Origin of the sequence: Actinoplanes sp. NPDC026623 (assembly GCF_040638275.1) — a bacterium.
Taxonomy (GTDB): Bacteria; Actinomycetota; Actinomycetes; order Mycobacteriales; family Micromonosporaceae; genus Actinoplanes.
Window position 1 is genome coordinate 1 of the sequence record NZ_JBEZXZ010000016.1, and the last position, 26,758, is coordinate 26,758.

26 protein-coding genes are annotated in these 26,758 nt (G+C 72.2%); 9 read left to right on the forward strand and 17 right to left on the reverse strand.

Annotated elements, in window-relative coordinates; translation table 11 throughout:
• Window positions 1-120: 120 nt before the first annotated feature.
• Entirely contained in the window at window positions 121-798 is a 678-nt protein-coding gene (locus AB0F10_RS07370; RefSeq protein ID WP_360621017.1) for an NADPH-dependent F420 reductase, read from the reverse strand.
• 98 nt (window positions 799-896) lie between these two features.
• Window positions 897-1,283: a hypothetical protein gene (locus tag AB0F10_RS07375; protein WP_360621019.1), complete on the reverse strand. Its 387-nt coding sequence runs from the start codon at window positions 1,281-1,283 to the stop codon at window positions 897-899.
• A gap of 390 nt (window positions 1,284-1,673) precedes the next feature.
• On the opposite strand from AB0F10_RS07375, the gene AB0F10_RS07380 reads away from it, so the two are divergent.
• Window positions 1,674-1,979 carry a hypothetical protein gene (locus tag AB0F10_RS07380; RefSeq protein WP_360621021.1) on the forward strand — a complete coding sequence of 102 codons (306 nt, stop codon included), beginning with the start codon at window positions 1,674-1,676 and terminating at the stop codon, window positions 1,977-1,979.
• 36 nt (window positions 1,980-2,015) lie between these two features.
• Here AB0F10_RS07380 and AB0F10_RS07385 read toward each other — a convergent pair whose 3' ends face one another.
• The 4 genes from AB0F10_RS07385 to AB0F10_RS07400 all read right to left on the reverse strand — a co-directional run bounded on the left by AB0F10_RS07385 (window position 2,016) and on the right by AB0F10_RS07400 (window position 5,932).
• Entirely contained in the window at window positions 2,016-2,447 is a 432-nt protein-coding gene (locus AB0F10_RS07385; RefSeq protein WP_360621023.1) for a hypothetical protein, read from the reverse strand.
• A 311-nt stretch (window positions 2,448-2,758) separates the two neighbouring features.
• Window positions 2,759-2,980 (reverse strand): hypothetical protein, encoded by a 222-nt coding sequence (locus AB0F10_RS07390; protein ID WP_360621025.1) that lies wholly within the window; start codon window positions 2,978-2,980, stop codon window positions 2,759-2,761.
• Window positions 2,981-3,077: 97 nt separating this feature from the next.
• Window positions 3,078-4,649 carry a glycosyltransferase gene (locus AB0F10_RS07395; RefSeq protein ID WP_360621026.1) on the reverse strand — a complete coding sequence of 524 codons (1,572 nt, stop codon included), beginning with the start codon at window positions 4,647-4,649 and terminating at the stop codon, window positions 3,078-3,080.
• A complete protein-coding gene (locus tag AB0F10_RS07400) occupies window positions 4,646-5,932 on the reverse strand; it encodes a glycosyltransferase family 4 protein (protein WP_360621169.1) in 1,287 nt (428 codons plus the stop codon). Before AB0F10_RS07400 ends, AB0F10_RS07395 begins: the two co-directional genes overlap by 4 nt.
• Window positions 5,933-6,147: 215 nt before the next feature.
• On the opposite strand from AB0F10_RS07400, the gene AB0F10_RS07405 reads away from it, so the two are divergent.
• Genes AB0F10_RS07405 through AB0F10_RS07415 form a run of 3 tightly spaced genes read left to right on the forward strand, consistent with a single transcriptional unit; the run spans window position 6,148 to window position 10,333 of the window.
• Complete coding sequence (locus AB0F10_RS07405; protein WP_360621028.1) at window positions 6,148-7,128, forward strand: glycosyltransferase family 2 protein; 981 nt, start codon at window positions 6,148-6,150, stop codon at window positions 7,126-7,128.
• Entirely contained in the window at window positions 7,125-8,249 is a 1,125-nt protein-coding gene (locus AB0F10_RS07410) for a glycosyltransferase (protein WP_360621030.1), read from the forward strand. The genes AB0F10_RS07405 and AB0F10_RS07410 overlap by 4 nt, the downstream gene beginning before the upstream one ends.
• Window positions 8,246-10,333, forward strand: a complete 2,088-nt coding sequence (locus AB0F10_RS07415; RefSeq protein WP_360621032.1) for a glycosyltransferase family 4 protein — start codon at window positions 8,246-8,248, stop codon at window positions 10,331-10,333. Before AB0F10_RS07410 ends, AB0F10_RS07415 begins: the two co-directional genes overlap by 4 nt.
• On the opposite strand, the gene AB0F10_RS07420 is transcribed toward AB0F10_RS07415, so the two are convergent.
• Window positions 10,317-11,435, reverse strand: coding sequence for an LCP family protein (locus AB0F10_RS07420; protein WP_360621034.1), 1,119 nt, complete (start codon window positions 11,433-11,435; stop codon window positions 10,317-10,319). The two genes, AB0F10_RS07415 and AB0F10_RS07420, sit on opposite strands and share 17 nt — an antisense overlap.
• 386 nt (window positions 11,436-11,821) lie before the next feature.
• Window positions 11,822-12,664 (reverse strand): DinB family protein, encoded by an 843-nt coding sequence (locus AB0F10_RS07425; protein ID WP_360621036.1) that lies wholly within the window; start codon window positions 12,662-12,664, stop codon window positions 11,822-11,824.
• A 10-nt stretch (window positions 12,665-12,674) separates the two neighbouring features.
• Between AB0F10_RS07425 and AB0F10_RS07430 the strand changes: the two genes are divergently transcribed.
• The 3 genes from AB0F10_RS07430 (at window position 12,675) to AB0F10_RS07440 (ending at window position 15,154) form a co-directional block, all read left to right on the forward strand.
• Window positions 12,675-13,112, forward strand: a complete 438-nt coding sequence (locus AB0F10_RS07430; protein ID WP_360621038.1) for a hypothetical protein — start codon at window positions 12,675-12,677, stop codon at window positions 13,110-13,112.
• A 193-nt stretch (window positions 13,113-13,305) separates the two neighbouring features.
• The gene (locus AB0F10_RS07435; RefSeq protein WP_360621040.1) at window positions 13,306-14,316 is read left to right on the forward strand and encodes a helix-turn-helix domain-containing protein; all 1,011 of its coding nucleotides are present in this window, start codon (window positions 13,306-13,308) and stop codon (window positions 14,314-14,316) included.
• Window positions 14,317-14,407: 91 nt separating this feature from the next.
• Entirely contained in the window at window positions 14,408-15,154 is a 747-nt protein-coding gene (locus AB0F10_RS07440) for an MBL fold metallo-hydrolase (protein WP_360621042.1), read from the forward strand.
• Window positions 15,155-15,347: 193 nt separating this feature from the next.
• Here AB0F10_RS07440 and AB0F10_RS07445 read toward each other — a convergent pair whose 3' ends face one another.
• Both AB0F10_RS07445 and AB0F10_RS07450 read right to left on the reverse strand, forming a co-directional pair.
• Window positions 15,348-16,676, reverse strand: a complete 1,329-nt coding sequence (locus tag AB0F10_RS07445) for a PQQ-binding-like beta-propeller repeat protein (RefSeq protein WP_360621044.1) — start codon at window positions 16,674-16,676, stop codon at window positions 15,348-15,350.
• A gap of 42 nt (window positions 16,677-16,718) precedes the next feature.
• On the reverse strand, window positions 16,719-17,285 hold the full coding sequence (locus AB0F10_RS07450) for a hypothetical protein (RefSeq protein WP_360621046.1): 567 nt from the start codon (window positions 17,283-17,285) through the stop codon (window positions 16,719-16,721).
• A gap of 1,380 nt (window positions 17,286-18,665) precedes the next feature.
• Between AB0F10_RS07450 and AB0F10_RS07455 the strand changes: the two genes are divergently transcribed.
• The gene (locus tag AB0F10_RS07455) at window positions 18,666-18,965 is read left to right on the forward strand and encodes a hypothetical protein (RefSeq protein ID WP_360621048.1); all 300 of its coding nucleotides are present in this window, start codon (window positions 18,666-18,668) and stop codon (window positions 18,963-18,965) included.
• A gap of 264 nt (window positions 18,966-19,229) precedes the next feature.
• Here the strand turns inward: AB0F10_RS07455 and AB0F10_RS07460 are convergent, their stop codons facing one another.
• The 4 genes from AB0F10_RS07460 to AB0F10_RS07475 form a co-directional block, all read right to left on the reverse strand.
• On the reverse strand, window positions 19,230-19,724 hold the full coding sequence (locus AB0F10_RS07460; protein WP_360621050.1) for a DinB family protein: 495 nt from the start codon (window positions 19,722-19,724) through the stop codon (window positions 19,230-19,232).
• Window positions 19,725-20,273: 549 nt separating this feature from the next.
• Window positions 20,274-21,428, reverse strand: coding sequence for a pectate lyase (locus AB0F10_RS07465; protein WP_360621052.1), 1,155 nt, complete (start codon window positions 21,426-21,428; stop codon window positions 20,274-20,276).
• 203 nt (window positions 21,429-21,631) lie between these two features.
• Window positions 21,632-22,597 carry a pyridoxal-phosphate dependent enzyme gene (locus AB0F10_RS07470; RefSeq protein WP_360621054.1) on the reverse strand — a complete coding sequence of 322 codons (966 nt, stop codon included), beginning with the start codon at window positions 22,595-22,597 and terminating at the stop codon, window positions 21,632-21,634.
• Entirely contained in the window at window positions 22,543-22,857 is a 315-nt protein-coding gene (locus AB0F10_RS07475; RefSeq protein ID WP_360621056.1) for a helix-turn-helix transcriptional regulator, read from the reverse strand. The genes AB0F10_RS07470 and AB0F10_RS07475 overlap by 55 nt, the downstream gene beginning before the upstream one ends.
• 52 nt (window positions 22,858-22,909) lie before the next feature.
• Between AB0F10_RS07475 and map the strand changes: the two genes are divergently transcribed.
• Complete coding sequence (gene map / locus AB0F10_RS07480) at window positions 22,910-23,677, forward strand: type I methionyl aminopeptidase (protein WP_360621058.1); 768 nt, start codon at window positions 22,910-22,912, stop codon at window positions 23,675-23,677.
• Between the two features lie 3 nt (window positions 23,678-23,680).
• Here the strand turns inward: map and AB0F10_RS07485 are convergent, their stop codons facing one another.
• Genes AB0F10_RS07485 through AB0F10_RS07495 form a run of 3 tightly spaced genes read right to left on the reverse strand, consistent with a single transcriptional unit; the run spans window position 23,681 to window position 26,732 of the window.
• Complete coding sequence (locus tag AB0F10_RS07485) at window positions 23,681-24,517, reverse strand: carbohydrate ABC transporter permease (RefSeq protein ID WP_360621060.1); 837 nt, start codon at window positions 24,515-24,517, stop codon at window positions 23,681-23,683.
• A complete protein-coding gene (locus tag AB0F10_RS07490) occupies window positions 24,517-25,398 on the reverse strand; it encodes a sugar ABC transporter permease (RefSeq protein WP_360621062.1) in 882 nt (293 codons plus the stop codon). The genes AB0F10_RS07485 and AB0F10_RS07490 overlap by 1 nt, the downstream gene beginning before the upstream one ends.
• Complete coding sequence (locus AB0F10_RS07495; RefSeq protein ID WP_360621064.1) at window positions 25,395-26,732, reverse strand: extracellular solute-binding protein; 1,338 nt, start codon at window positions 26,730-26,732, stop codon at window positions 25,395-25,397. The genes AB0F10_RS07490 and AB0F10_RS07495 overlap by 4 nt, the downstream gene beginning before the upstream one ends.
• Window positions 26,733-26,758 lie beyond the last annotated feature (26 nt).

The window sequence follows — 26,758 nt, forward strand, 5'->3', positions numbered from 1 at the left end:
CCGGCCCACGCCACGCACACCCACCCCCCCCCTCCCGGGCGCGCAGAGGCTGTGCCTGGCGTACCGACCCCCGCCCGGCCGCCGGGGGGGGCGGCCCCGCGCCCCCCCCCCGCCTCCGGCTCAGCCCGCCTGCGGCTTGGCCGCGGCGACCGCCTCCCGCACGGTCCGGGCGTCGGCGGGGGTGCCGACCGGCTCGGCGAAGGCACCGTACGGGGTCACGTAGACGGGGGTGTCCCGCTGGGTCCGCCAGTTCTCCGCGAGCGGTCCGACGTCGACGGTGTCGTACCCGATGCGGTCGAGGAACTCGGTGACCGTGCGCTTGGCGTCCGGGTCGTCGCCCGCGATCGGCAGGGCGGTGCGGTCCGCCGCGCCGGCCGGCCGGGCCAGCGTCGCCAGGTGCTTGAAGTAGATGTTGTTGAAGCCCTTCACCACGTGGGCGTAAGCGAGGTGGCGCTGCAGCAGCTCGCCGGTGGTGGAGGAGCCGTCCTCCAGCTCGGGGAAGACGCCGTCGCGCTCGGGGTAGTAGTTGTTGGTGTCGATCACCACCTTGCCGGCCAGGGCCTCGGCCGGAACGTCGCGGTAGGCCTTCAACGGGACGGTGACGATCACGATGTCGCCGGCCGCGGCGGCCTCGGCCGGGGTGCCGGCGCGGGCCCGCGGGCCCAGCTCGGCGACCAGATCCTGCAGTGTCTCGGGGCCGCGGGAGTTGCTGAGCACCACGTCGTAGCCGGCGGCGACCGCCAGCCGCGCCACTGTGGAGCCGATGTTTCCGCTGCCGATGTGCCCGATTGTCGTCATACCAGCGCGAACCGCACGGCCGATCGCCGGATTCCGCATCCCGGTCGACCGTGACCGGCGCCACCCGGGAGTTCGGGTCTTCCCGAACTTCACACACCTCACGGACGGCGTCGCCGCGTCCAGGAGAAGCCGATCAGGCCGGCGACCGCGGCCAGGACGCCGCCGGCGGTCCAGAACCAGCGGGCCGAGAAGTCCGGCAGCCAGTCCGCCGAGAAGCTGCCCTCCTCCGGCGCCGCCGACGCGGAAGCCGCCGGCGCCGGGGCGGCCAGCACCTGGCCCGGCCGGTTGCCCGGCACCGCCGGGGCGGTCAGCATCTGGCCCGGCCGGTTGCCCCGCACCGGCGGGGCGGCCAGCACCTGGCCCGGCCGGTTGCCCGGCACCGCCGGGGCGGCCAGCACCTGGCCCGGCCGGTTGCCCGGCACCGCCGGGGCGGCCAGGGCTGCCTGGTCGGCGCCGGTGTCACCGGTCGGCACGGTGAGCGTCACGCTGACCTTGACCGGCCGGCGCCGCGCTGCTCCCCGGCCGGGCCGAACCCGTCGGCGAGCAGCAGCACCGTGCCCGGCCGGCGCGGCGTCCCGGGCGTGGGACACGGTGCGGGTTGCTCTCCCGGTGCTGACGTGGATCTTGGCTCGCCGAGCGCCCCCGGCGTCGCGCGCCGGACCCGCGCCCGCTGGACCGGTCGCCGTCGCCGCACAGCGGGTAGACTACTGGTGGATCAGCTCGCCGACGTCGTCGGCGAGCCAGCGCCTACCGGGCGTGCTGCGCGGGTCTCGGCAGTCCCACAGGACAACCCCCGCCCCATCCCCCGATCTGCCCGGGTCATCGGCCGAGCTCATCGACACCAGAGGAGAACGACCCTCGTGCTAGCCCCGCCCATGGTCCCTGCAGGAACGTTGCGCGAGCCCGCCAAGACGCTTCGCGAAAAGGGTGCCGACAGTTTCCACGCCGCGCTCGCCGCGGTCCTGGCCGCCGGCCTCGAGGACGCCCTGCAGACCGGTGACCACCCGCGAGCCATCAGCCTGATCAATCGCGGCTTCGCGGAGGGCACGCCCCAGCTGGGCTGCGACCTGCTCTGCCGGGCGATCCAGGTCGTCGGCGCGGCCCGCACCTGGACGGTGCAGCTCGCGCCCCTGACCAGCGTGCGGCAGCGGTCCGCGAGCGGCGCCTCGCCGGGGCTGTAGATCACCTGATCGCGCCCCGACCGCTTATTTTTACAGTCACCTAATTACAGGTGGCGGGCGACCGCCGTGCTGGAAGGTGGCGCGCGTGTTCTCGACGCTCGGACTCGAGTGGCCCTGGATCGGACTGGGCCCGGGGTGGTGCTCACGGTCGTGCTGATGGCGACCAACGCGCTGCGCGCGGATCTGTTCGTCTCGCGATGGCGGGACCCCGCCTGACTCGGCTGGCTCGCGGTGCTCCTGTATCTCCTGCACAATTTCGAGAAATACGGGATCGCCGCGAACGGCACGACGAACGTTTACGTCAGCCGCCCGCGGCCGCCGCCGCGAGCCGTCGCGGTCCCCGGTCGACGGCGGCGAGCACCAGCGTGCCACCTCCATGGTCGTCTGCATCACCGGGCCGTTCATGTGCATCAACGCGGCGTGGAAGGTCAGGCGCACGTCGACGGGCACCTGCTTGAACGCGGTCACGACGTTGACCCCGCCGTAGCCGAACGCCCCGGCGAGCAGGCCGGTGGACAGCCGCTTCCGTGGCGGCGAGCCCGACCTGCGAACGGTGTCGCGTTTCGTGGCGACGCTCTATGCGTCATTGCGGCCTTAGGCGGACCGGGCCGTCCACCTCCGCCGGGCACTGCCGCCGGCCACTGCCGCCGGACACTGCCCCGGGTGGTGCCGCCGGACACTGCCCCGGGTGGTGCCGCCGGGCACTGCCCTGGGCGCTGCCGCCGGGTGGTGCCCCGGGCGCTGCCGCCGGGCACTGCCGCGGGCCACGTTGAAATAGCTCAGTCGAACAGGAGGCCGCGTGCGGCGTAGACCCCGCCCCCGGTCATCGTCAGTGCGCCGGCGACCAGCAGCAGAAAGCTGAGCCGCTCGATCCGCGCCTTGTCGTGCGGATAGGGGCCGTCGACCGCGGCCAGGACGACGCCGATGAAAGCTGCCAGGAGAACGACCGGAATTGCGATCATGACCATCGCTTCGGTGAAAGGAGAATGGGTCGCCCTCACGCTCCACCCGGTCGGCCAGCAGAACGCCACACTTCGATGTCCGGAACGTGAACGTCTCCGGTACCCGCAGCAATCCGCTGCGTATCCGGGCGGTCGGTCAGGTGCGGCGCGGGCGGCGCAGGCGGGCGGTCACCCGGTTGGCCGTCACCGGCACCACGGAGATCATCAGGCGGCCGGAGACATCCACGACCGGGGTGAGCACGTACAGCCGGGCGCCGCTGCGGCGTACGGCCGAGGGCTTGCGGCGCAGCCGGGGCGCGCGGACCGCGGCCGCCCCCGCCGCGCCGGTGGCGTTCTCGGCACCCGGCGCGCGGGCCGGGTCGTACGGCCCGGCCTGCGCCGAGACGATCCGCCGTCGGCCGGTCGGGCCGCTGCCGACCAGCAACTCGGCGGCGCGCAGGCGGAGCCGCAGGGTGGTGCCGCCGGCGTCGGCGGCGAGCACCGTGACCTGCGCGGCGACCTCCTCGGCCCCGGCCGTGAGCCGATCGCCCAGGTCCGTGGCGGGGGTGTGCGCGGTCAGGGACAGCACCCGCTCGCCGTGCTCGTCGGTCTCCCAGGCGGCCGCGACCGCGTCGAGCTTGGCGGCCCAGTCCGGCGCCGTGGTCACGTCGACGCAGGGGCCGGGCGCGACCGAGAGCCCCGGATAGGCCGCGTAGCGGCGGCCCTCGGCGACGACCGTCGGCGGCACGCCGGCACACGCGTCCTGCCGGACGGCCGCCAGCAGGTCGTCCACGGTGCCGTCCCGGGTCAGCGCCAGCCGGATCCGGGTCTCGGCGTTCAGCCCGGCGGCGATGTCGTCGCTGAGATGCTCGGCAACCAGCCGGCCGACGCCGCGGTGTACAAGTTCCTGGGTGGCCCGGTCGAGGCGCAGCAGGTCGTCCTCGACCAGCCGGGCGATCTCGTGGTCGAAGCGCCGGAGCAGGACCGCGTCGCGCCGCTTGCCGGGCTCGATCAGCTCCGCGACGTACGCCACGATCGCCTCGGCGGTGCGCAGCCGCTCCGCGTGCCGGCTCAGGTAGGTGATGTTGGTGGCGCTGAACCGGCGTACGGCAAAGTAGCAGTCGTAGTCCGCAAGCACCGAGATCCGCCGGGCGTGGTAGCAGGCCGCCAGGGTGAACGGCAGGTCGCTGCCGACCGGCATGTCCTCGCGGTAGCGGATGCCGTGCGTGTCGAGCAGTTCGCGGCGGAAGAGCTTGGTGTTCGCCAGCGACCGGGGCAGCGGCGAGTCGAAGAGGTCCAGGTCGGCCTCGTTGCGGGCGAAGACGTCCTGGTAGATGTGCCGGCTGTGCACGCCGACCACCCGGCCCAGCACGACGTCGGAGCCGTACGTGTCGGCCATGGTGACCAGCCGCTCGGCGGCCTCGGTGCCGAGGTGGTCGTCGGCGCCGACGAAGAAGACGTACCGGCCGGTCGCCACGTCGAGGGCGCGGTTGCACGGTCCCGCGGGCCCGCCCGAGTTGGCCTGGTGGATGACGGTGACCACGCCCGGATGGCGCTCGGCGAACCGGTCCAGCTCCGCGCCGCTGCGGTCGGTCGAGCCGTCGTCCACGGCGATGATCTGCATCCGGTCGAGCCCGATGCTCTGCCCGGCCAGCGAGTTCAGGCACCGGGTCAGGTACGGCATGGTGTTGTAGACCGGCACCACGATGCTGATGTCGGGCGCGCTCATGCGGTGCTCACCCGGCCAGCCGGCCGCAGCAGGCTGCGGTAGACCGCGTCCAGCCGGACCGCCTGCGCCTCCCAGGTCCAGCCCGCGAGGGGGCCGTCCGGGGCGTCGTAGACCGCCCGGTAGCGCCCCGGGTCGGCGAGCACGGCCCGGACCGCGCGCGCGAAGCCGGCGGTGTCCTGCGCGGGGAACACCTCGCCCTGGCCGGTGGCCCGGACGGTGGCGGCCATCGTCCGCACGTCGCTGACCACGATCGGCAGGCGGGCGTGCGAGTACTCGAAGAACTTGGTGATCAGGGCGATCTCGTGGTTCGGCCAGTGGTGGATCGGGATCACCCCGGCGTCGGCCGCCGCGAGGTAGGCGGGCACCTGATCGGGCGCCACGTAGCCCACCGGGTGGACCCGGTCCGCGACGGCGAGCCGGTCGGCGGTGGCCAGCAGCGACCGCAGGTACGGCGTCGACGGGTCGTTCACCACCAGGGCCAGGTGGACGCCGGGCAGCGTCGGCAGCGCCTCGACGACGGTGTCCAGGCCGCGCTGGGCGGTGGCGGAGCCGCCGTACACCAGCAGCGGCGTCGACGCCTCGACCCCGCAGCGCCCCCGCAGGTCCGGCACCTCGCCGGGGGTGGCGGCCTCCGGCGCGTTCAGGACGACAGTGGGGCGGGTGGCCAGGTTGTGCTCGCGGCGCAGCAGGTCGGCGAGCTCCTCCGAGACGGTCACCACCGCGTCGGCGCACGGCACGTACTCGCGCTCGTACGCCAGGTGGGCGGGCAGCCAGCGGGCGTTGTCGCGACGCGGCGCGGCGCCGGGGAGGAACTCGTGCGCGTCCCAGACCAGGGCGACCGACCGCCCGGCGGCCCGGGCACGGGCCGCCGCCCGGGCGCCGACCCCCAGCATCCGGAAGTCGTGCGCGTGGATGAGGTCCGGCGCCAGGGCGTCGATCACCGGCCCGAAGGTCCGCTCGTAGTTCCACAGGCCCGGCTCGAGCCGCCGCCAGCAGCGGTCGCCCCGCAGCGCCCGCCAGAGCAGCACCTGGGCGTGTTCCAGCGGGCGCCGCGCCAGCCGGGCCGCCCGCAGCAGCGGGCCGCCGCGGGCGACCAGCCGCGCCCGCAGCGTCGCCGGGGTTCCCAGCGGCAGGATCCGGACCTCGGCCCGGCCCAGCTGGCGGCTCCGCGCGGTGCCGGTGGGCGAGCAGCCCAGCAGGGTCACGTCCCAGCCGGCCGCGGCGGCCGAACGCGCGGCCTTCTGCACCCGCGAGTCGCCGTCGACGCCGTTGTCCACCAGCATGACGACACGACTCATGGACCCGTTACTCCGCTTTCTCCGCCGGCCGGAACGTCGGCGAGCATACGGCGATCCGGACCCGCCGAAAGGTGCCGGTGAGCGCTGTTCGCGCGCCGTTCATCCGCGCTTTTCCGGGCGCCATGAGCTTTCGCTCTGTACTTCTTCCGGCCGCCGTCAATTCACCGTCGCGGTACCATCGAGCCTTATCTTTCGCCCCTATGTCCCTCACCCCAGACGTGAGCGTGGTCATCCCGACCTTCAAGCGGCCCGACCTGGTTCTGCGCGCCGTGCACAGCGTGCTCGCGCAGACCGTCACCGCCATCGAGGTCATCGTCGTCATCGACGGCCCGGATCCCGCGACGGTCGCCGCGCTCACCGCGATCCCGGACGGGCGCCTGCGCCTGGTCTCGCTGCCCGGCAAGGGTGGCGCGCCGAACGCCCGCAACGTCGGCATCCGCGAGGCGCGGGCGCCGTGGACCGCGCTGCTCGACGACGACGACGAGTGGCTGCCCACCAAGCTGGAGGTCCAGCTCGAACTCGCCCGGCGCTCGCCGATCGCCCTGCCGGTCGTCGCCAGCCGGCTCCTCAACCGCACCCCGCGCGCCGAGCTGATCATGCCGCGCCGGCTGCCGGCCGACGGCGAGCCGCTGTCCGAGTACTTCACCGTCCGGCGGGGGCTGTTCCACGGCGAGGGCTTCATTCAGACGTCGACGATCATGGCGCCGACCGAGTTGCTGCGCCGCGTCCCGTTCACCGTGGGGCTGCGCCGGATGCAGGAGCTCGACTGGGCGCTGCGGGCCACCGCCGGCGGCGAGTCGGGGCTGCTCATCGCGCCCGAGCCGCTGGTCGTCTGGCACACCGACGAGGACCGGCCGCGGATCAGCGGCGAGTCGCCGTTTCCGCAGCAGCTCCAGTGGCTGGAGCGGATCCGCCCGCTGCTCACCCGCCGGGCGTACGCCGCGCTGACGATGAGCGTGATCTGCTCGATGGCCGCGACCACGCGCAGTCCCCGGATCTTCTTCAGCCTCCTCGCGCAGGCCCGGCGGCACGGCGACCCGCGCGCCGTCGACTACCTGACCTATCTGCAGATCTGGCTGATCCCGCCGCAGCTGCGCCGCACCCTGCGCGACGCGCTGCTCGGACGGGGCCGCGCGAGCCGGCGCACCGCGGCCGTGGTCGCCGACGAAGTCCGCCTGTGAGGGCGCAGGAGCCGGTGGTCGCGGTCTTCCGCAGCCGGCTGCTGGCGGGTTCGGAGACCTTCGTGCGCAACCAGGCCGCGGCGCTGACCCGATGGCGGCCGGCCTTCCTCGGTACGGCCAGGGAGCCGTCCTGCCTGGCCGAGGCCACCGACGTGATCGCCTTCCCCGACTCGGCGGCCGGGCGGCTGGAATTCCTGCGGTTACGGGTCACCGGCAGGTCGCCGCGGCTGCGCGCCCACCTGGCGGCCCTGCGCCCGGCGGTGGTCCACGCGCACTTCGGCGGCGACGGGTGGCTGATCAGCCGGGCCGCCGTCGAGCTGCGCATCCCGCTGGTCATCACCGTGCACGGCCAGGACGTGACCCGCCAGCCGAACGCACCGGGCCCGCGCGGCCTGCGGTACCGGCGCAACCTGCGCACCGCCTTCCGGCGCGCCTCCCTCGTGATCGCGGTCTCCGGGCACCTCCGGCAGCAGGCGATCGCCCTGGGCGCCGACCCCGCCAAGGTGAAGGTGCATCACATCGGCGTGCCCGCGCCCCGGGTCGCGCCGGCGCCGGCCCGGATCTGGGACGTGCTCTTCGTCGGCCGCTTCGTGGCCAAGAAGGGCATCGACGACCTCATCGAGGCCCTCGGGCTGCTCACCGGCGTCCGCCCCCGGGCCCTGTTCGTCGGCGCCGGCCCGCTGCACGACGCGATGCGGGCCCGCGCGGCCGGCCTCGGGCTGGACGCGACGTTCCTCGGCGCACAGGACCCGGCCGCGGTCGCCCGGATAATGGCCACGTCGAAGATTTTCGTGTCGCCGTCGAAGACGGCGCCGGACGGCGACGCCGAGGGGCTGCCGACCACGATCCTGGAGGCGGCCCGGGTGGGCCTCCCGACGGTGTCGACCCGGCACAGTGGAATTCCGGAGGCCGTCATCGACGGCCGGACCGGTCTGCTCGGCACCGAGGGCGACCGGACCGCGCTGGCCCGCAACATCGAGCGGCTGCTGGCCGACGAGCCGCTGCGCGAACGGCTGGGCCGCCAGGCCCGGCGGCACGCGGAGGCGTACTTCGACCTCGGCACGCAGACGCGGCTGCTGGAGGAGCTCTACGACTCCGTCGCCCTGCGCGTGCGAGGGTGACCGTGCCGCGCGTCGTCTGCCTCGCGCTCGGCGGCCGGCGAGTGGGGGCGACCGCGGCGTACGCGGGCCGGCTCGCCGCCGGCGGCGCCGACGTCGTCCTCGTCATCGCCACCCGCGACGAGTGGGACGGCGTTCCGCTGCCGCCCGCCGCCACCGTGCACCGGCTGCCGGCGGGCACCACCCGCGAAACGCTGCGGTCCGCCCGGCGGCTGCTGCTCGGCCCGGACTCACCGGTGCCCGGCGCCGGCCTGCTGATCGCCGGCGACCCCGAGGCGATGCCGGTGGCGTGGGCGCTCCGCCGCCGCCACCCCGGCCTGCCCGTACGCCTCGAGCCGTCGGACGATCCGGCGCGGCGCACCGCGCCCGCCGACCTCGCCGTGCTCACGCCCTGGTACCCCTCCCCCGCCGACGCGTTCGCCGGGGCCTTCGTGCAGGCCACCGCGGCGGCGGTCGGCCCCGGCTTCGACCGGGTCGCGATCCTGCACACGGAGAGCTGGTTCTACTCGCCGCAGCGGTTCACCGGGCAGCTCGTCGGCGCGGCGGCGGAGCTGTTCCGCCAGGCCGTGGTGCTCGACACCGCGGAGGGCGAACTCACCCGCGTCGCGGTGCCGACCGCGTCCGGCCGCGGCTACCTGGCGTTCGCCGAGGCGCAGGCGCGGGCGCTGGCGGCGGCCCTGCCGACCGGCCGGATCGAAGCGCCGGTGGTGCACGCGCACATCGGCATGCTGGGCGGGATCGTCGCGACCCGGCTGGCCCGCCCGGACGCGCGGATCGTGGTCACCGAACACGCGACCTTCCTGCCGCTGATCTTCGAGCAGGAGGGTGCCCAGCAGGCGTACGCCCGGATGCTGGACCGCGCCGACGCCCTGCTCTGCGTCGGCCGCTCGCTGTTCGATCAGCTCAGCAGCTACTTCCCGGACTACGCCGCCAAACTGGCGATCGTGCCCAACGCGATCGACTTCGAGCGGTTCGCGGTCCGCCCGCAGCCGCCACGCGACCTGTCCCGCTGGCTCTACGCCGGTCGCCTGATGGAACACAAGGGCGTGCTGACCCTCGTCGACGGCTTCGCCCGGATCGCCGCCGAGGACCCCTCGGTCACGCTGACCCTGGTCGGCGCCGGCCCGGCGCAGGACGAGGTCGACGCCCGGATCGCCGCCCTCGGACTCGGCGGCCGGGTCACCTGGCGCCCGCCCGTGGCGCCCCAGGAGGTCACCGGGCTGCTGCACGAGCACGACCTGCTGGTGCACGCCAGCCGCAAGGAGACGTTCGGCATGACGGTCGTCGAGGCGATCGCCACCGGCACCCCGGTCCTGGTCGCGGGCAGCGACGGGCCCCGGGAGACGATGGCCGGGCTGGACGGCCGGGCCGGGCTGCTCATCGAGCCGGTCGACGATCCGGAGGTCATCGCCGAGGGCTACCGCAGGCTGCGGGACCGGCTCGGCGAGCTGGACCTGCCGGCGGCCCGCGAGGTGCTGATCGCGCGCTACGGCAGCGAATCGGTGGCGGCCCGGCTGCGGACGTTCTTCGCGCCGGAGCGCCCGCCGCCGGACCGCCCGCCCGCCGCCGGCGCCCCCGCCGACCGGGTCGTGGTGGTCGCCGTCGACCCCCGGCGGGTCCACCGCAGCCACGCGCTCGTGCGCGACCTGGCCGGGCGCGGCATCGGCGTCGACCTCATCGTCTCCGGCCCCCGGACGCTGGGGCCGCTGGACCCGCTGGTCCGGGTGCACGACCTGGCGGCCGGCCCTCGACGGCCGCGGTCCGGCCGGGCCCGGTCCGGCACGCTGAGGTCCGCCGCGCGTACGCCGGGACCGCTCGCCGGGGCGCTGATCGGCTCCGCCGAGCGGGTCCGGGTCAAGGTCGGCGCCGCGGTGCACGACAAGGTCATCCTGCGCGGGTACGCGGTCGTGCGGGCCCGGCTGCTGTGGCGGGCGGCGCGCCGGGAGGCGCTGCCCCGGCTCGACCTGTCCCGGGTCCGCCGGGTGATCGTGGCGGACCCGCACGGGGCACGGATCGGCGCTGAGCTGGGCCGCCGGTGTCCGCGGGCCCAGGTGACCACGGCGCCGGACCTCACTGCGCGGTGTTGATGAACTCCGGGTGCTCGATCACGAACTCCGGGAGCTTCTCGGCCCGCAGCGCGGCGAAGAACTCGTCCGCGGTGTCCCGCAACACCTCGCCCCGGTAGTCACCCCCGATGATCTCCGCCCCGCCGGGCAGCTTGATCATCGTGATGTTGTCCGGGCTGATCCCCTTGAGCGCCAGCCCCCAGTCGACGACGGTGTGCCCCTTGCCGTCGAAGATGAGCGCCTTGCCTGCGGCGCGCAGCACCTTGTCCAGCTTCACCGGGTTGGTGGCCACGTTCTTGCTCAGCGCCTGCTCCGCCATCGCCTTGACGAACTGCTGCTGGTGGCGCTGGCGGGCGTAGTCGCTGCCCTTGAGGCCGTACCGCTGGCGGACGAAGTCGAGCGCCTCCCAGCCCTTGAGGTGCTGGGTGCCCTTCTCGTAGACCTTCTGCGGGCCGATGTAGTGCAGCTTGCTGGGCCCGAGCGTACGGCCGGTGCCGTCCGGCTTGAGGTGCTCGGACCTGGTGCGCTCGTCGATTGTCATGGTGACGCCGCCCATGGCGTCGACGATCTCCTTGAACCCGGCGAAGTTGATGATCGCGCCGGCGGAGAAGGACTTGATGCCGGTGCGCTTGCTCACCGTACGGCTGAGCAGTTCGAAGCCGCGCGCGGTGTTCGGGTTGCCGGTGGGCACCACGCTGCCGTACGACATCGCCGCGTTGAGCTTGTCCCGGCCGCCGCGGAATCCGTTCTTGTCGAACGCCGGAATGTCGACGAGCAGGTCCCGCGGCATGGAGAACAGGAAGACCTGCTTGAGGCCGGGCGGGACGTGCGCCACCATGATGGAGTCGGCCAGCGGCCGGGTCTCGGCCTTACGCGGATCGATGCCGACGAGCAGGATGTTCAGCGGGCCCTTGATGTCGCTGACCTTCGCCTTGGCGGCGCCCGCGGCCGAATCCCCGAGCAGATCCTCGGTGGCGACCGCGTTCGCGTACCGGCTGACCAGGATCTGCATCCCCGCCAGCGTCACCCCACTGGTCACGCTCAGCACCGCGCCGACCGCGATGCACACGCTCGCCCAGCGCGGCGCCCGCGACCGTTTCCTTTTGGCAGGTTCCCCGCTCACCTGATGCCCCTCCTCGAAGTCTCGGGAGATGGTCGCAGGGACTCATCGATGCGTCGCGGTTTGCGACGGATGTTTCACGTCTACGTCGCCGTCTGTTCTTCTGACACCGTGCGCGGCATGGAGGGCGGGCACTGGGCGCTGCCGCTGTCGAATGCGCGCTTCACCCTCGGACGGTTCATCCGCGTCGGGGTCGTGGTCGGCCCGATGGACCGGATCGGCGACGAGCCGCCGCCGCCCGACCCGATCGCCGGGCACGCGATCCTCGATCGGGCCGCTCGAGCTCGACGGGCTCAAACCGGTTCTGTACCACGAAGAATACGGCGGAGCCGTCCACCACGTGTGGGTTCACTCTTCATCCGCGGCCCGGCCTCACGCCGCGAGAGGCGTTACGGAAGCCGGAACAGCGTGTGGAACCGCAGGCCGAGCCACGGCTGGCGGCCGAAGGCGAACGCGCCGCCGGACGCGATCGACTGCCACAGCTGGCGCCGGCGGAAGCCGACCAGGAGCGCGTCGACTCCCGACAGGGACAGGACGCAGTCGGCCTCGCGGCCCTCGACCGGCGCCGCCCGCGCCTTCCCGTTCTCCAGCCGGAGCAGGAACCGGGGCGCCCGCCGGACGCGCACCTCGAAGCTGCCCGTGAACCCGCGGGCGCCGACCGGGTCGACGAGCAGCGGCAGCATCTCGCTCATCACGGTCGGTGCGGCCGCCGCGGCGGACTGCTCGTCCAGCCACGGCCGCGTCCGCAGCGCTCCCGCGAGGTCGAACCCGTGCACCACGCTCTCGCTGACGGTGAGTGCGGCGAGGGTGCCGACGGTGCGGGTGACGCCGGCCCCGTACCAGGGCGTGGGCCGGGCGGCCCGCAGGTCCGGGCCGGTGTCCAGCGCGGCGAGCAGTTCGTCGGCGCACTCGCGCAACCCGGCGGCGGCCTCGCGCGGCCCCGGGAACGACACCACCGCCAGCGCCCGGGCGTTCGTCGACGCGACCACGTCAGGCAGCGTCTCCCCCGCGCCCATGTTCTCGACGATCTCCTGGCTCAGCTCCTCGCCGCGTACGGCCAGCGCGAAGGCGCGGTAGACCACGCAGAGGTGCGCGGCCACCTGGCCGGCGGTCCAGTCGAGGCCGGGCGCCCGGCCGTCCAGATGCGCGCTGGACCGGACCCGCTCGACCAGCCGGCTGGTCTCGCGGTCCAGGGCGGCGCGCAGGGCGTCCCGGTCAGGCTCGATGATCATCGACGGCAGTATGCACGACCTACCCGGCGGCGATCCAGAGTGCGCGGGACACGTCTTCGCCCGCCTCACCGGGCACGGCCTCGCGCTGGTGCCGCACTGGCCGTACACCTTCGAACGCCTCGACGCCGGGTCCGACGCGGTGGCGGTGACGCGCTGGCGGGACGACGGCCCCGCGAGGGCGATCGTCGTGCCCGGCATCGTCGACGTGGGGCCCGGCCCGGACCACCCGTTCTGGGTCATCGAGACCAGCAACTTCGACGTGGCCTGGCCGTCCGGCTTCAGCATCGAGTCGACAGCCGACCCGTACTGCCTCGCCGGCGAGGGCGAGACGTCGATAACCGTGCAGGGCCCGGTGCACGTCGCCGACCCGGACAAGCTGGTCGGCGCGGGCCAGACGGTCATCGACCGCCGCGAGATGGGCCAGGGCGTGCGGATCCTCTCGTGGTAGCGGGGCATCTACCTGTACCCGCGCAAGGACGACCGGGTGCTCATCTTCACCGCGCAGTCCCGCGTACCCGGCATCGCCGCCACCCGCCACGGTTTGGAATGGATGCTGGGCCTGACCGACGGCTAACACTCGTGGCGGAATCCTACAGAGTCGCGTCATTGCAGACAGGTCCGCGGCGGGCGAGAGTTGCGGCATGAACGCCTCGCTCCGTGACCCCCACCTCGTGGTGATCGCCCTGTTCCCCGGCATCGACGCGCTGGACGTGACCGGCCCCGCCGAGGCGTTCGCCATCGCGAACCAGATGCTGCGCATGCGGGGACGGCGCGGGAGCTACGAGGTGCGCCCGGTCGCCGAGCGCCGCGGCCCGGTGCCGACCTTCTCCGGCGTCCACCTGTACGCCGAGCACGAGTTCGCCGGGCAGCGGGAGCCGATCGGGACGCTGGTGGTGCCCGGCCGGGTGGACATCGGCCCGGCCGGCTCGGTGCCGCGGGTCGACCCCGGGGTGGTGACCTGGCTGCGCGAGGCGGGCCCGGCCGCGGCCCGGGTGGCGTCGGTGTGTGCGGGCGCGCACATCACCGCCGCCGCCGGGCTGCTCGACGGCCATCGGGTCACCACACACTGGGCCACCGCCGGGCGGCTCGCCGCGGACCACCCCGCGATCGAGGTCGACGCCGACCCCATCTTCGTACGGTCCGGGCGGATGTGGACCAGCGCCGGCATCACCGCCTCGATCGACCTCGCCGTGGCGCTGGTCGCCGAGGACCACGGCGACCAGGTCGCCCTCGACGTCGCCCGCGCGATGGTGATGTACATGCAGCGGCCGGGCGGGCAGAGCCAGTTCAGCGTCCCCCTGGCCCAGCAGCCGGGCACCCGCGAGGACATCCGCGGCCTGCGCCGCTGGATCGGCGAGCACCTCGACGGCGACCTGTCGGTGCCCGCGCTCGCCACCCGGATGGCGATGAGCGAGCGGCACTTCGGCCGGGTGTTCCTCGCCGAGACCGGCAGCACACCCGGCGCCTTCGTCGAGCAGATGCGGCTGGAGGCCGCCCGCCGGCTGCTCGAACGCACCGACCGGCTGGCCACCGACATCGCCGGCGCCTGCGGGTTCGGCTCGGTCGAAACCCTCTACCGGGTCGTCCGCGACCGCCTCGGCACCACGCCCGGCGAATACCGCGACCGCTTCCGGGCCTCCGCCACAACCTGACCCTCCCCCTCCTCGTCCCCGTCCCTGTCCCCGGACGCGGCGCGATCGTGCGCCGCGCCGACCTTCGGCATGCCCCGACTGGAGAACCGCCATGAAGATCACCGTGACCCACATCGGCACCGCGACCGTCCTGCTGGAGATCGGCGGCCTGCGCCTGCTCACCGACCCCGTCTTCGACCCCGCACAATCCGAATACCCGTACGGGCCGATCGTCCTGCGCAGCACGGCCGGCCCCGCGATCGAAGCCTGCGACCTGCCGCGGATCGACGCCATCCTGCTCAGCCACGACGAGCACGCCGACAATCTCGACGTCACCGGCCGGACGCTGCTCGCCGGGCGCCCCGTCGTCACCACCGTCAGCGGCGCCGCCCGCCTCGGCGGCGCGGCCATCGGACTCGCACCCTGGGCCACCCACGAACTCACCGTGGCCGGCCGGACCCTCCGCATCACGGGCACACCCGCCGAGCACGTCGGCGACGTCATCGGCTTCGTCGTCGAGGTACCCGGCGAGACCGAAGCCGTCTACGTCTCCGGCGACACCGTCCACATCGACGAACTCGACGAGATCGGGCGCCGCTTCACCATCGGTCACGCCCTGCTGCACCTCGGCGCCGCCCGCTTCAAGGAGTACGGCAACGGCCGGCTGATCAGCATGGACGGCGAGCAGGCGGCCGCGCTCACCCGCTCCCTCAACGCCCACACCGTCGTACCCGTCCACTACACCTCGTGGCGGCACTTCACCGAGGACCGCGCGGACGTCACCGCCCGCTTCGCCGCCGCCGGACTGGCGGACCGCCTGCACTGGCTCACCCCTGGCACACCGGTGGAGCTCGGCTGAGCCGTACCCGGCCCGCGAGGTGTCGGGCCGGTTTGGGTCCGGGTCCGGGCGCGGGTCCGAACCGGGTTCGCGCCCGGGTCCGCGCCCAGGCCCGGGTCCGCGCCCAGGCCCGGGTCCGGGTTCGCGTCCGGGTCCGGGTTCGGGGCCGGGGCCGGGTCCGGGTCCGGTCCGCGTCCGGGTTCGGGTTCAGAGGTCAGCCGACGTCCGTGACGGCCAGCCGGTTGTCCTCGGTGACGCAGATCAGCAGGTCGCGCTCGTTGCGGCAGGTCTGTGCCGGCGCGACCGTGCCGCGCAGCACGACCTCGGCGGACTCCGGGTCGATGCTGCTGACCGACGTCCTCCCGGGTGGCTGCAGGGTTCCCGCGATCAGGTACGTCAGGCGGCCCTGCGAGTCCCACACCGGCTTGCCGCGACCCAGCTCCGCGAGGCGCCGCCCGGTGGCCCCCTCCAGGACGGTGTGCCGGGCCCCGTGCTCGTCCTCGGACAGCAGGCGGCCGCCGGTCAGCGGGTAGACGGCCGCGGTCTTGGTGAGCCGCCACAGCAGCGCGCCGGTCGCCCTGTCGTGTCCGGAGATCGACTCGCCGTCGAGGAGGCACAACACCGGCCCGCAGCCGAACGAGCCGCCCGCAGGCTCGTCGATGGTCCACAGTTGCCGCAGCGTGTCGATGTCGTAGGCGGTGGTCGTGGTCCGGCCCCGCCCCGTCCGGTCCTGGTACAGCTGACGGCCCTGCACGGTGACGACCGAATGGTCCTCGGTCTGCCCCACCCCGGGCGGCGCCAGCGTCCCGGTCGTCACGACTGACCCGTCGGTCAGCGCGATCACCTCGGCCAGCCCGCCGGCGCTGACGGTAAACAGGCGGTCGACCCGTACCCCGGGGGTCATGTCGACCGTCCAGGAGACCGCGCCGGCGCCGTCCCGCGACCACACCGTGCCGCCGTCGCGCAGGCGCACCATGCGGATCCGGCGTGACCGCTCGCCGACCTCGTCCCACTCCAGCAGCAGGACGCGGTCGCCGACGGTGGCCGCGATCTCACCGGGCTGCCGCCAAAGCTCCCGGCCGGTCGCCGCGTCGACGGCCACCGTTTCCCGGCTGAACTCCCGGGTGAACGGGGAGCCGTCCGGTTCCACGTGGTTGATCGCGGTGAGGCTCGCAGCCATCAGTAGCGCGCCGGCCTCGACGCCGGCAAGCTCGGAGGACTCGCCGACCACGGTCGACCAGTGCACCGCGCCGGTCCGGGCGTCGCGGGCGGTGAGCCGCCGGTCGCCGGAACGATCGAGCACGAACACGTCGTCGCCGGAAAGCTGATACTGATTGGCGTCCAGGGCGAACGGCACGTCCCAGAGCTGGACCAGTCCCCGCGGGTCGGGTCGCGCCGAACCGGTCGCCGTGAGCACGCAGAACACTGCGACGACCACTACCAGCAACCGGCGCCGCTCGCGCCGGCGCAGCGGACGCAGCCGGAAGGGGGCAGGCGGGTCCGCACCGTCGTGATCGGCCCGTCCAAGATCGATGACGGTCATGCGCGCAGCATAGGACGCGGACGCCCGGCGCCATGACCCCTCTCAGGAGGAGGACCGGCCGAGATGGGCGGCCATCGCGGTCATCAGCCGCTCGCGGGCGTCGACCTCCTTCAGGCGGGCATCGTTGGCCTGCCGCCGCCACATGTCACGGGGGCTGTGCAGGTCGCGGGTGCTCCCGGTGGGCTCGTCGCCGGCCTCGGCCTGCTTGCCGAGCGCGTAACGAAGCTTCTCGAACCGGTCGAGCCAGGCGTCGAACGCCTCACGGACCGGACCCTCAGCGAAGAGCCCCACCAACACCCGGGCGCGCACGAGATCCTCGGCATCGGGAAGCGGCGCGGAGCTGACCCGGACCACCGTGGTGGCAACCTCCAGGTAGGACTCCTCGAGCCGCTGCCCGCGACGGTCGCTGCCGGCCTGCTCATGCCGCAGCTCCTCGAGGCGGCGCCCCTGTTCGCCGGCGAGCTCGGCCAGCGCCTGCGCATGCCGGTTGCCCTCGCGCGCGAGGTCGGCCGTCTGCCGCTGGCTGCGTACCGTGGTGGCCCACCCGAAGGTGAGGCCAGCAACCGCGACAACCCCACTACCCACCGGCGTGATCCAGTCCCAAGCCACGGCGCAGGAGCCTAACGCAGCGTCCCCCGTCCCGCCGTCCACAAGGCGTAACCTCGGCAGCTGCCGCGCCTCCCAGTCTCCTTTTGTTCCGCCTCCTCCTGCGCGGCCCCACCGCGCTGCCTGAAGTCAATCTCCAGCCAGCCGCAACCGCTGCATACCTCCCCCAGCCGCTCCACTGCAGAGATGCACTCGGCACCCCGGATCCGGCTCGGAGGGCGCGGTGTTCACCGGCCACTTCGCGACAAGCGCCCACCGAGCGTGGAAGGCCATGCGGGAGTTCGTTCGCACAGTCTCGCCAGCCGGTTTGGGCGAATGGTACGAGCTGTAACCGCTCCATCCGATCCAATGGCCAGATTCGCAGCGGAAATAGCGGTCCACTCCGAACTGCACAGCAAGAGACCGGCTGAGCACGCGGCCAACCACTGATCGCCATCTGGGACAGCCTGAGGTTTCGGGTCGAGAACCTCCCCATATTTCCCAGCCCAGTGCAGGTGAGATGCCCAGACCATCAATCGGAATGCGAAAAGAAATACTCAGGGGCGACCGATAACGGCGTTAAGGCGGACGCGGAACGGGGCGCCTGGGCCTGATGGCATGGGCGCTTCGGCCCGACCCGGCAGTTGCCGCTTTATCCGTTCGGTGCGCCTCTCCCAGTCGACATGGGTGCGGTTCATACAGGCGCGGGGTGTCTCCGGGCTTCCGCGGGACGGCGTTCCGCCCGGGACCGGCGGACGAGTTCACCCGGTGGGGCTGCGTGACGGGATGCGAGTCGCCGGTCTCGCCGGCAAGGCTCCGCGTGCGTGGCCCCGTGACGTGGCAGGGTGCGGGCTGCTCGCAGATCGGGGTGTTTCGTCGGTCCACGCCCATCAGCCCGGCCCGATCGGCCCCACGCTCCCCCCTTGAGTAAGGACCCTCCCCCTCCGTGCCTGCCCTGAGCTCCTCCGCCTTGACCTCCTCCGGCCTCCGCTGATCAGCCTTACGATCGTCGGCTCTACGCTGATCTGCCTCGCGCCGCTCGGCCCTGCGCTCGTCGGCCCTACGCTCCTCCGCCCTGCGCTTCTCAGCCCTGCGCTCGTCGGCCCTACGCTCCTCCGCCCTGCGCTCCTCCGCCCTGCGCTCATCCTCGGCCCTGCGCTCATCCTCGGCCCTGCGCTGATCGGCCCTGCGCTCCTCAGCCCTGCGCTGATCGGCCTTGCGCTGATCGATCCAGCGCTGATCGACCACGCGCAGATCGATCCAGCGCTGATCGGCCCAGCTCATCGGCCCCGGGCCGGTCGGCCCAGCACCGGTTGGTCCTGCGCTGGTCGGCCCAGTGGAGAGGGCTTGTGCGGGATCGGGCGGCGTGGATTTCGGCGCGGCGGGCGGGGACGGGTTGTGTGCGTGGCGCTGCCGGTCGTTCTCGTGCGGGAAGGCCGGTCCAGCGGTGCGCGAGCTGGCGCGCAGCTGCCGCAGCCGCTCTTCGTGGCGCCGGATCAGGCCCCAAACACGCCGCGTTTCATGGTCGCGACGAAAAGCTTCACGCTCGGGAGAATAAGCACGCGAGGCGGTGCGATCACGCATTCCGGCGAGTTCCGCCGAGGTAAACAACTGAAGCTGCCGCATTCCGAAATTCTCCCGCGATCGAGCGGATTACGCAGCCCCCAACCGGTAGTCGATCATGCCAAAATATTGTGGCATTGAAAGGACACGCGACGCACGACAAACATCAAACACACCATCGCCACTCCGAGAAAGATGTCGGAGTGGATGACCCGGCGGCACAGATCCGGCAGAGTCGAAAACCATTCACCACGACGGGGACCGCCGATATACCGCCAAGAAATGCACGCCGGCCACCGCCGGTCGCAACCCAACTCACCGACCACGGCTGCCCACCCACCCAAAACCCCCGGCAACCGCCAGCCAACCACCCACCCGAACCCATCGGCGGCAGCGACGATCGGGTCAGCGTGGGCCGAGGCCGGTGCGGCCGTCGATCAGCTCGCGGGCGGCGTCGAGATGGCCCGCGTGCCGGGCGGTTTCCTCGATCATGTGGAGGATGATCCGGCGCAGGTCGGTGGTCTGGGAGGCCAGCGGCTCATCGTGATGTCGGCCGAACGGCTCCGTGGCCAGTGAGGTCGCGGTGATGAACTTGTCGGACAGGGCGCATTGTTCGCGATAGAACTCGAGCACCACGGCCGACGACCGGGGCGTCGTCAAAGGTGGACAGTCGCCGCCTGGCCATGGCAGCACCTGCGCCAAGCCGGTCGTCACCTCCTGGAACCAGTGGCCCTCGGCGTGCGCCAGATGCTCCACCAACCCCAGCGGCGTCCACCCGGACGGCAGCACCGGAGTCCGCAGGACATCGTCACTCAACCCCGAGATGATTGCCCGAACACTGGCCCGCTGATAGGCCAGGAACTCATGCAGCGTGGCCTTTTCAACATCGATCCCCGTCACAGCCCGCACGCTAACAGGACCGTCTGACGAAACCTCCGGGCCAGCAGGTGCACGAGTTCGCCGACTCGTTGCGGGCGTGCCGGAGGATGGACGGCCGCTCAGTCACTCGCCTTCCGGCACCCAGTTTCTTTCGAACTCGGCTTCCGCGACCTCGAAGCCACTGCAGTCCTGATCCGGGCCGTAGAGGCGAGGCGGCCGTTCCGCGTCGTCCGCCCTGTCCCAGAAGCCGCCTCGGGCAACGTGTTCGCCGCCAGGCCCAGCGACACGCACGACTACGACGCGCTGAACCGGGTGCTGCTCGATCCGCTCTCTTCGCGCGACGTCGCATCAGCGGGCGGCGTCTCTCCGCCTCTTCAACACCGCCAGGTCGGTGCGCTGGTTCGCTTGGCTCTGGATCATGTATTGGGATCCGATGCCGACGGTCGCCGCCTCCGCCGACCTGCAGATGGCTGGACAACCGGCGACCGCCCCGACGGGGGAGACACTTCCTGGCGTTTCCGAGCGAAGGGGCGCCCACCTCGCGGTGAACGCCCCTTTCCGAGGACGTGCTTACTTGTACGTGATGTCGCTCTTGTTGACCTTGCAGTTGCTGTCGTTCCAGCCTTCGCCCAGGTAGCTCGGCTCGCTACCCTTGGCGACACCCTTGTACTTGCCGCAGACCACCGGGCTGGAGCTGTTGCTGATGGTGACGCGGGTGATGGTGGCGGTGTCGCCCCAGTTGGTGTTGATGCCGGCGACCATGTCGATGTCGTTCAGCAGCACGTTGTCGATCTTGACGTGGCGCTGGTACGAGCTGGAGCAGTTGCCGCAGGCCCGGTACAGCTTGCCGGAGCCGCTGAGGTAGAAGCCGGAGATGCTGACCGTGCCGTTGCCGTTGTGCTGGAACGTCTTGTCGCTGCCGGACCTCGCGCCGCCGCCGATGACATAGCTGGTGCCGCCACCGGTGCCCTTGAAGGTCGCGGCGTCCTCGCCGATGTCGTTCCACCACACGTTCCTGATGGTGCAGGTGCCCTCGCAGTGCACGCCGTCGCCGGCGGGCGAGCCGAGGATGACGTTCTGCAGGGTGCCGCCGTTGGCGATCTCGAACATCGGGTCCTGTGACTCGTCCTGCGAGCCGTCGCCGATGCAGCAGTAGGTCTTCATGCCGCCGTCGAAGGTCCCCGAGACGGAGACGGTGCCGGAGATCTTCACCGAGCCGGCCGAGCTCGGCCACTGGCCGGTCGGGGTGCCGCTGCCGCCGGTCGGGCTGGGCGCCGGGCTGGTGGTGGGGCCGGTGGTCGGGGTCGAGCCGCCGCTGGCGTACGTCTCGAACTCGGCGATCCGCGGCGCGCTGGACGCGCTGAGGATCTCGAAGGTGAGCTTCTTCAGCGAGGTCGAGGAGAACGAGATGGTGCTCGGGCTGCCGCTGCCGGTGGCCAGGACGGAGCCCTGGTCGGCGTTGAGCAGCCGCCAGGAATTGATCGAGCCGCCGCCCGAGGCCTGGATGATGACGGCCGAGGACACCGTCGTGGCGCTGCCCCACTTGACCGATACGTAGCCGGTGGCGGCGTTCGGTGACCAGTAGGTGCCGGTGTTGGCGTCCTTGACGTTGCCGTAGCTGGTGCCGCTGGCCTTGCTGGAGCCGTCGGCACCGCCGGCGAGGCTCAGGTTGTCGGCGGCCAGGGCGTTCGGCGTCGGCAGCGTCAGCATGATTGCCGCGCTCATGATCGCGGTGGCTCCCCCGGCTATCCACCGTAGAGCGACTGATCGTCTCATCCGTGTCTCACCTTCATCGTCAGGATTGCGTCGCGCCACCACCGCGGCAGGTAAGCGCTTTCCTGGCAAAGAATAGGGATCCATCGATGTGATCACAAGGAGTTGCAGTGTTTGCATTGTTTGCATTGTTTGATCAAGCGGAGGCGCGGGCGTCAGGCGCGGACCCAGCGGTGATAGGCGTCCAGGTCGACGTTGCTGCCGCAGATGACGGTCACAATGTTGCGGTCGGCGAAACGTTCGGGGTCCTGGAGAATCGCGGCGATCCCGAGGGCGGCCGAGGGCTCCACGATCAGGCCCGCGTGCTCCAGGAGCAGCCGCATGCCCGCGACGATCGACGCCTCGGAGACCAGAACGGCGTCGTCGGCCACCGCCAGCAGGTCGTCCAGGACGGCGGGGATGGGGTGCCGGCCGGCGACGCCGTCGGCGATGGTGTCGGTCGCGTCCGTGGTGACGACCCGGCGCTCGTGCCAGGACCGGGTCATCGCGGGCGCGCCCCGCGGCTGGACGCAGATGACCTCGGCGCCGGGGAGCAGGGCCTTCACGACGTAGCCCACGCCGGTGGCCATCGCGCCCGCGCCCAGGGCGATGAGCACGGCGTCGAAGGACGGGCGCCCGCCGGCCAGTTCGAGGCCGATGGTCGCCGCGCCCTCGCAGGTCTCGACGTCCAGGCTGTCCTCGACCAGCCTGATGCCGCGCCGCCCCGCGATCGACGCCGCGCGCTCGCGTGCCACCTCGATGTCGCCGTCGACCAGTTCGAGCTCGGCGCCGAGACCGCGGATCCGGTCGAGCTTGACGGGGGTCGCCGCGCGCGATGCCACGACCGTCACGTCGAGGCCGTGGCGACGGCCCGACCAGGCGAGCGCCTGCCCGAGGTTGCCGGCGCTGGCGCAGACCAGGGCCCGCCCGCCGCCGTCCGCGAGCAGGCCCGCCACGACCTCGGCGCCACGGCCCTTGAAGCTGCGAACCGGGTTGGCGGTCTCCAGCTTGATGTCCAGCGTGCAGCCGAGCGCCCGGCCGAGCGACTCGCAGCGGTACAGCGGGGTGTCCAGGAACATCGGGTCGATCAGCCGGCGGGCCGCACGGATCCGGCCGAGGTCGAGGCGGAGACCGCTAGGCACTGCGACGGACGGGGCGGGCCGGCCAGCCAGACGTCGGCCAGGTCGCCGAGGGGGACGCGCAGGGCGTGGCTCAGGCAGACCACGGTGCCGAAGGCCGGCGCGGGAAGGCGGCCCGCCTCGATCTTGCGCAGCGTCTCGGGTGAGATGCCCGCCGCCAGGGCCACCTCGACCAGGCTTCGGCCGGCCCGCGCGGCCCGGAGGGCGGCTCCGAGGCGCCGGCCGGCCGCGATCTGTTCGGCGGTAAGCGGTTGGCGCACCATGCCAGCAGGATAGCCCTCCGGAGCGCCCCGGCCGGGGTGGTATAAAAATACCGTGATCGAGCTCAAGTCGGCCGAGGAGATCGGCCATATGGCAGTGGCCGGCCGGTTCGTCGGCGAGTTGCTCGCCGACCTGGGCGGCGTCGCCGCGGTCGGCGTCAACCTGATGGACCTCGAACACCACGCCCGCCGCCGGATCAAGGAACGCGGCGCCGAGTCCTGCTACTGGGACTACGCGCCCTCGTTCGGCCGCGGCCCGTTCCGCAACGTGCTGTGCCTGTCGGTCAACGACGCGGTGCTGCACGGCCTGCCGCACGACTACGTGCTGCGCGACGGCGACCTGCTCAGCATCGACATGGCGCTCGGCATCGACGGCTGGGTCGCCGATTCCGCGCTCTCCGTCATCGTCGGCGAGCCTGACCCTGCCGACCTCAAGCTGGTCGAGGCCACCGAGGTCGCGCTGGAGGCCGGCATCGCGGCCGCACAGCCCGGCGGCCGCCTCGGCGACGTCTCCGCCGCGATCGGCGAGGTCGCGCACTCCTACGGCTACGGCGTCAACGGGGAGTTCGGCGGCCACGGCATCGGCCGCACCATGCACGAGGCGCCGCACGTCGCCAACAGCGGCCGGCCCCGCCGCGGCATGAGGCTCGACCCCGGCCTCACCATCGCCATCGAGCCCTGGTTCTGCCGCTCCACGGACAAGATCAGGTTCGACGACGACGGCTGGACGATCCGCTCCGCCGACGGCTCCCGCACCGCACATTCCGAACACACGGTCGCCATCACCGCCGACGGTCCCCAGGTGCTGACCCGCCGCCCCTGACCGCTATCTCAGGCCGCTGGTGGCGATGCCTTTGACCAGGTACTTCTGTCCCGCGATGAAGAAGCCGATGACCGGGGCGAGCGAGACGAACGACATCGCGAACATCTCGCCCCACTGGCTCTGGCCCTCGGAGTCCATGAACTGCCGAATGGCGAGCGGGACCGTGTAGAGCTCCGGGTCGGTCAGGTACAGCAGCGGGCCGAAGAACTCGTTCCACACCGAGACGAAGGTGAAGATCGCGGTGGTGGCGAAGGCCGGCATGCAGAGCGGCATGATGACCTTCCAGAAGGTACGGAACGGGCCGCAGCCGTCGATGCGGGCGGCGTCGTCGAGCTCGTCCGGCAGCGACCGCATGAACTGGACCATCAGGAAGATGTAGAAGCCGTTGGTGGCCAGGAAGTGCGGCACCAGCAGCGGGTAGTACGTGTTGAGCCAGCCGAGCCTGTCGAACAGCACGTACTGCGGCACCACCAGGACGTGGCCGGGCAGCATCATGGTGCCGAGCATCAGCGCGAAGAACAGCCGGCGGCCGCGGAACCGCAGCCGGGCGAAGGCGTACGCGGCGAGCGAGCACGACAGCAGGTTGCCGACGATGCTCAGGCTGACGATGACCAGGGAGTTCATCAGGTACGTCTGGAACGGCTCGGACAGCGATGTCCAGCCGCGGGCATAGTTGCCGAAGTCCCAGGCGGCCGGCCAGAGCGACTCGTCGGTGAAGACCCGGCCGCTGGGCTTGAGCGAGCTGGAGATCATCCAGAGCAGCGGATACATCATGACGACGCCGACGGCGGACAACAGCACGTACCGCAGGAACCGCCGGCGCGGCGAGGGGCTGCCCATCAGTTGTCGTAGAACACCCAGTAGCGGGCGGCCAGGAAGTTGATCGCCGTGAACCCGGCGATGATCATCAGAAGTAGCCACGCCATCGACGACGCGTAGCCCATGTGGAACTCGGCGAAGCCCTTTTGATAGAGGTAAAGGTTGTAGAAGAGTGTCGAGCCGGCCGGCCCGCCGCTGCCGTTGCTGATCACGTACCCCTGCGTGAACGTCTGGAACGAGGCGATCAGCGACTGGACCAGGTTGAAGAAGATGATCGGGCTGAGCAGCGGCAGCGTGATCGAGCGGAACCGCCGCCACCGGGAGGCGCCGTCGAGCGCCGAGGCCTCGTAGTACACGGCGGGGATCTGCCGCAGCCCGGCCAGGAAGATGACCATCGGGGCGCCGAACGTCCAGACGTGCAGCAGGATCAGCGTGCCGAGCGAGTACCGCGGGTCGGAGGTCCAGCCGGGGCCCTGCACGCCGAACAGCGCCAGGAAGTCGTTGACGATGCCCTGGTAGCCGAAGATGTAGCGCCACAGCATGACGACAGCGACGCTGCCGGCCAGCAGCGACGGCAGGTAGAAGATGCTCCGGTAGATCGCCAGCCCCCGGACGCGGCGGTCGAGCAGCATGGCGACGCCGAGCGCGACCGCCAGCGACAGCGGCACCGACACCAGCGTGTAAACCAGGGTGACCCGCAGCGACTGGTGCAACGTGGCGTCGTGGAGCATGGCCCGGAAGTTTTCGAGCCCGGCCCAGCGCGGCGGCGTGAGCAGGTCATAGTCGGTGAAGGCGAGATAGAGCGAGGCGAGAAACGGGCCGACGGTGAAGAGGATCCCGGCGAACCAGGGCAGCAGGAACAGGTAGCCGGCGTTGTCCTGGCGGCTGCGCAGGGCAGTCACGCGCCGAGCGCCTTCCGCGCCTCGCCGAGGAACTGCCGGCCGGCCTCGGCCGGGGTGGTGCGCCGGAACTCCACCTCCGTACTGATGGTCTTGAGGATGTTGGTGAGCTTGCTGGCACCGACCGGGTACGGGTAGGACGGCGGCAGCTTCTCGTTCTGCAGCTTGGACAGGAACTCGCTGGAGCGCCTGTTGTCCGGCTCGAGCGTCGGCGCGATCCGCTCGGCGATCGCCCGGTTGGGCGGGACGCCCCGGGTCGCGGCGGACAGCCTGGCCGGCTCCGCCTCGTTGGTGAGGAAGTTCAGCAGTTTCAGCGTCTCCCGGGGGTGCTTCGAGGTCGCCGCGATCGACCACAGGGCCGGGGTGTCGATCGACTGGCCGCGCCGGGCACCCTGGGTCTCCCCCGGAATCCGCAGCAGTTGCAGGTGCCCGCCGCAGGCCTGGTTGTAGCCGAGCAGATTGTTGGTCGGGATGATCTGCGCGGCGATGGCCTTCCTGGCCAGGTAGGACTGGGCGGGCGAGGTGCCGTTGTTCTGGTCGATGAAGCCGGCCGGCGGGATGCCGCCCTGTGCGCGCAGGTCCTCGCCGAGCTGGAACCAGGCGGTGACCGTCGCCTCGGAGACGTCCGGCCTGCCGTCCGGCGAGAAGAAGTCCTCGCCGCGCTGGCGGGCGAAGACCAGCAGGTTGGCGACGGTCCACAGCTCCAAGCTGGTGCCGTAGACCTTGCCGCCGCTGGCCTTTGTAACCGCCCTGGCGAAGGTGCCGAGCTGCTCCCAGCTCCACGTGTCGCCGTCCGGAATCGGCACGCCGTAGCCGTCGGTGAGCGCCTGGTCGACGATGAAGCCGATCGTGTTCAGCCCTGACGGCACCCCGAAGGTCCGGTCGCCGACCTGGCCGAGGGCCCTCGACTGCGGGGCGAGCGCGGTCAGGTCGAGGTCGGCGGAGCGCGGGGCGAGGTCGAGCAGGGAGCCGCGGTCGGCGTACTCGCGGAGGCTGTCGAACCGCATGGCCATCAGGTCCGGCGGGTCGCCGGCGGCCATCCGGGCGGCGAGCTTGTCCTTGTACGGGCTGCTGTCCTGGTACTCGGTGCGAACCCGGATGCCGGGGTTGGCGGCCTCGAACCCGTCGAGGGCCTCGCGGGTGAGCGCGGCGCGTTGCGCGTCGCCCCACCAGGCCATGGTCACCTCGGTGCGGCCGTCGTCCACGCCCTTGCCGCCGAAGCCGCGCCCGCAGCCGGGCAGCCCGGCGGCGACCCCGGCGAGCGCGGCGAGATGGAGCACCCGGCGCCGGCCGAGCCTGGTCGGCTCCGCCCGGGTGGACCCGGATACTGGGCTCACTGGCAGTCCTCCGCCTGTTCAACGGT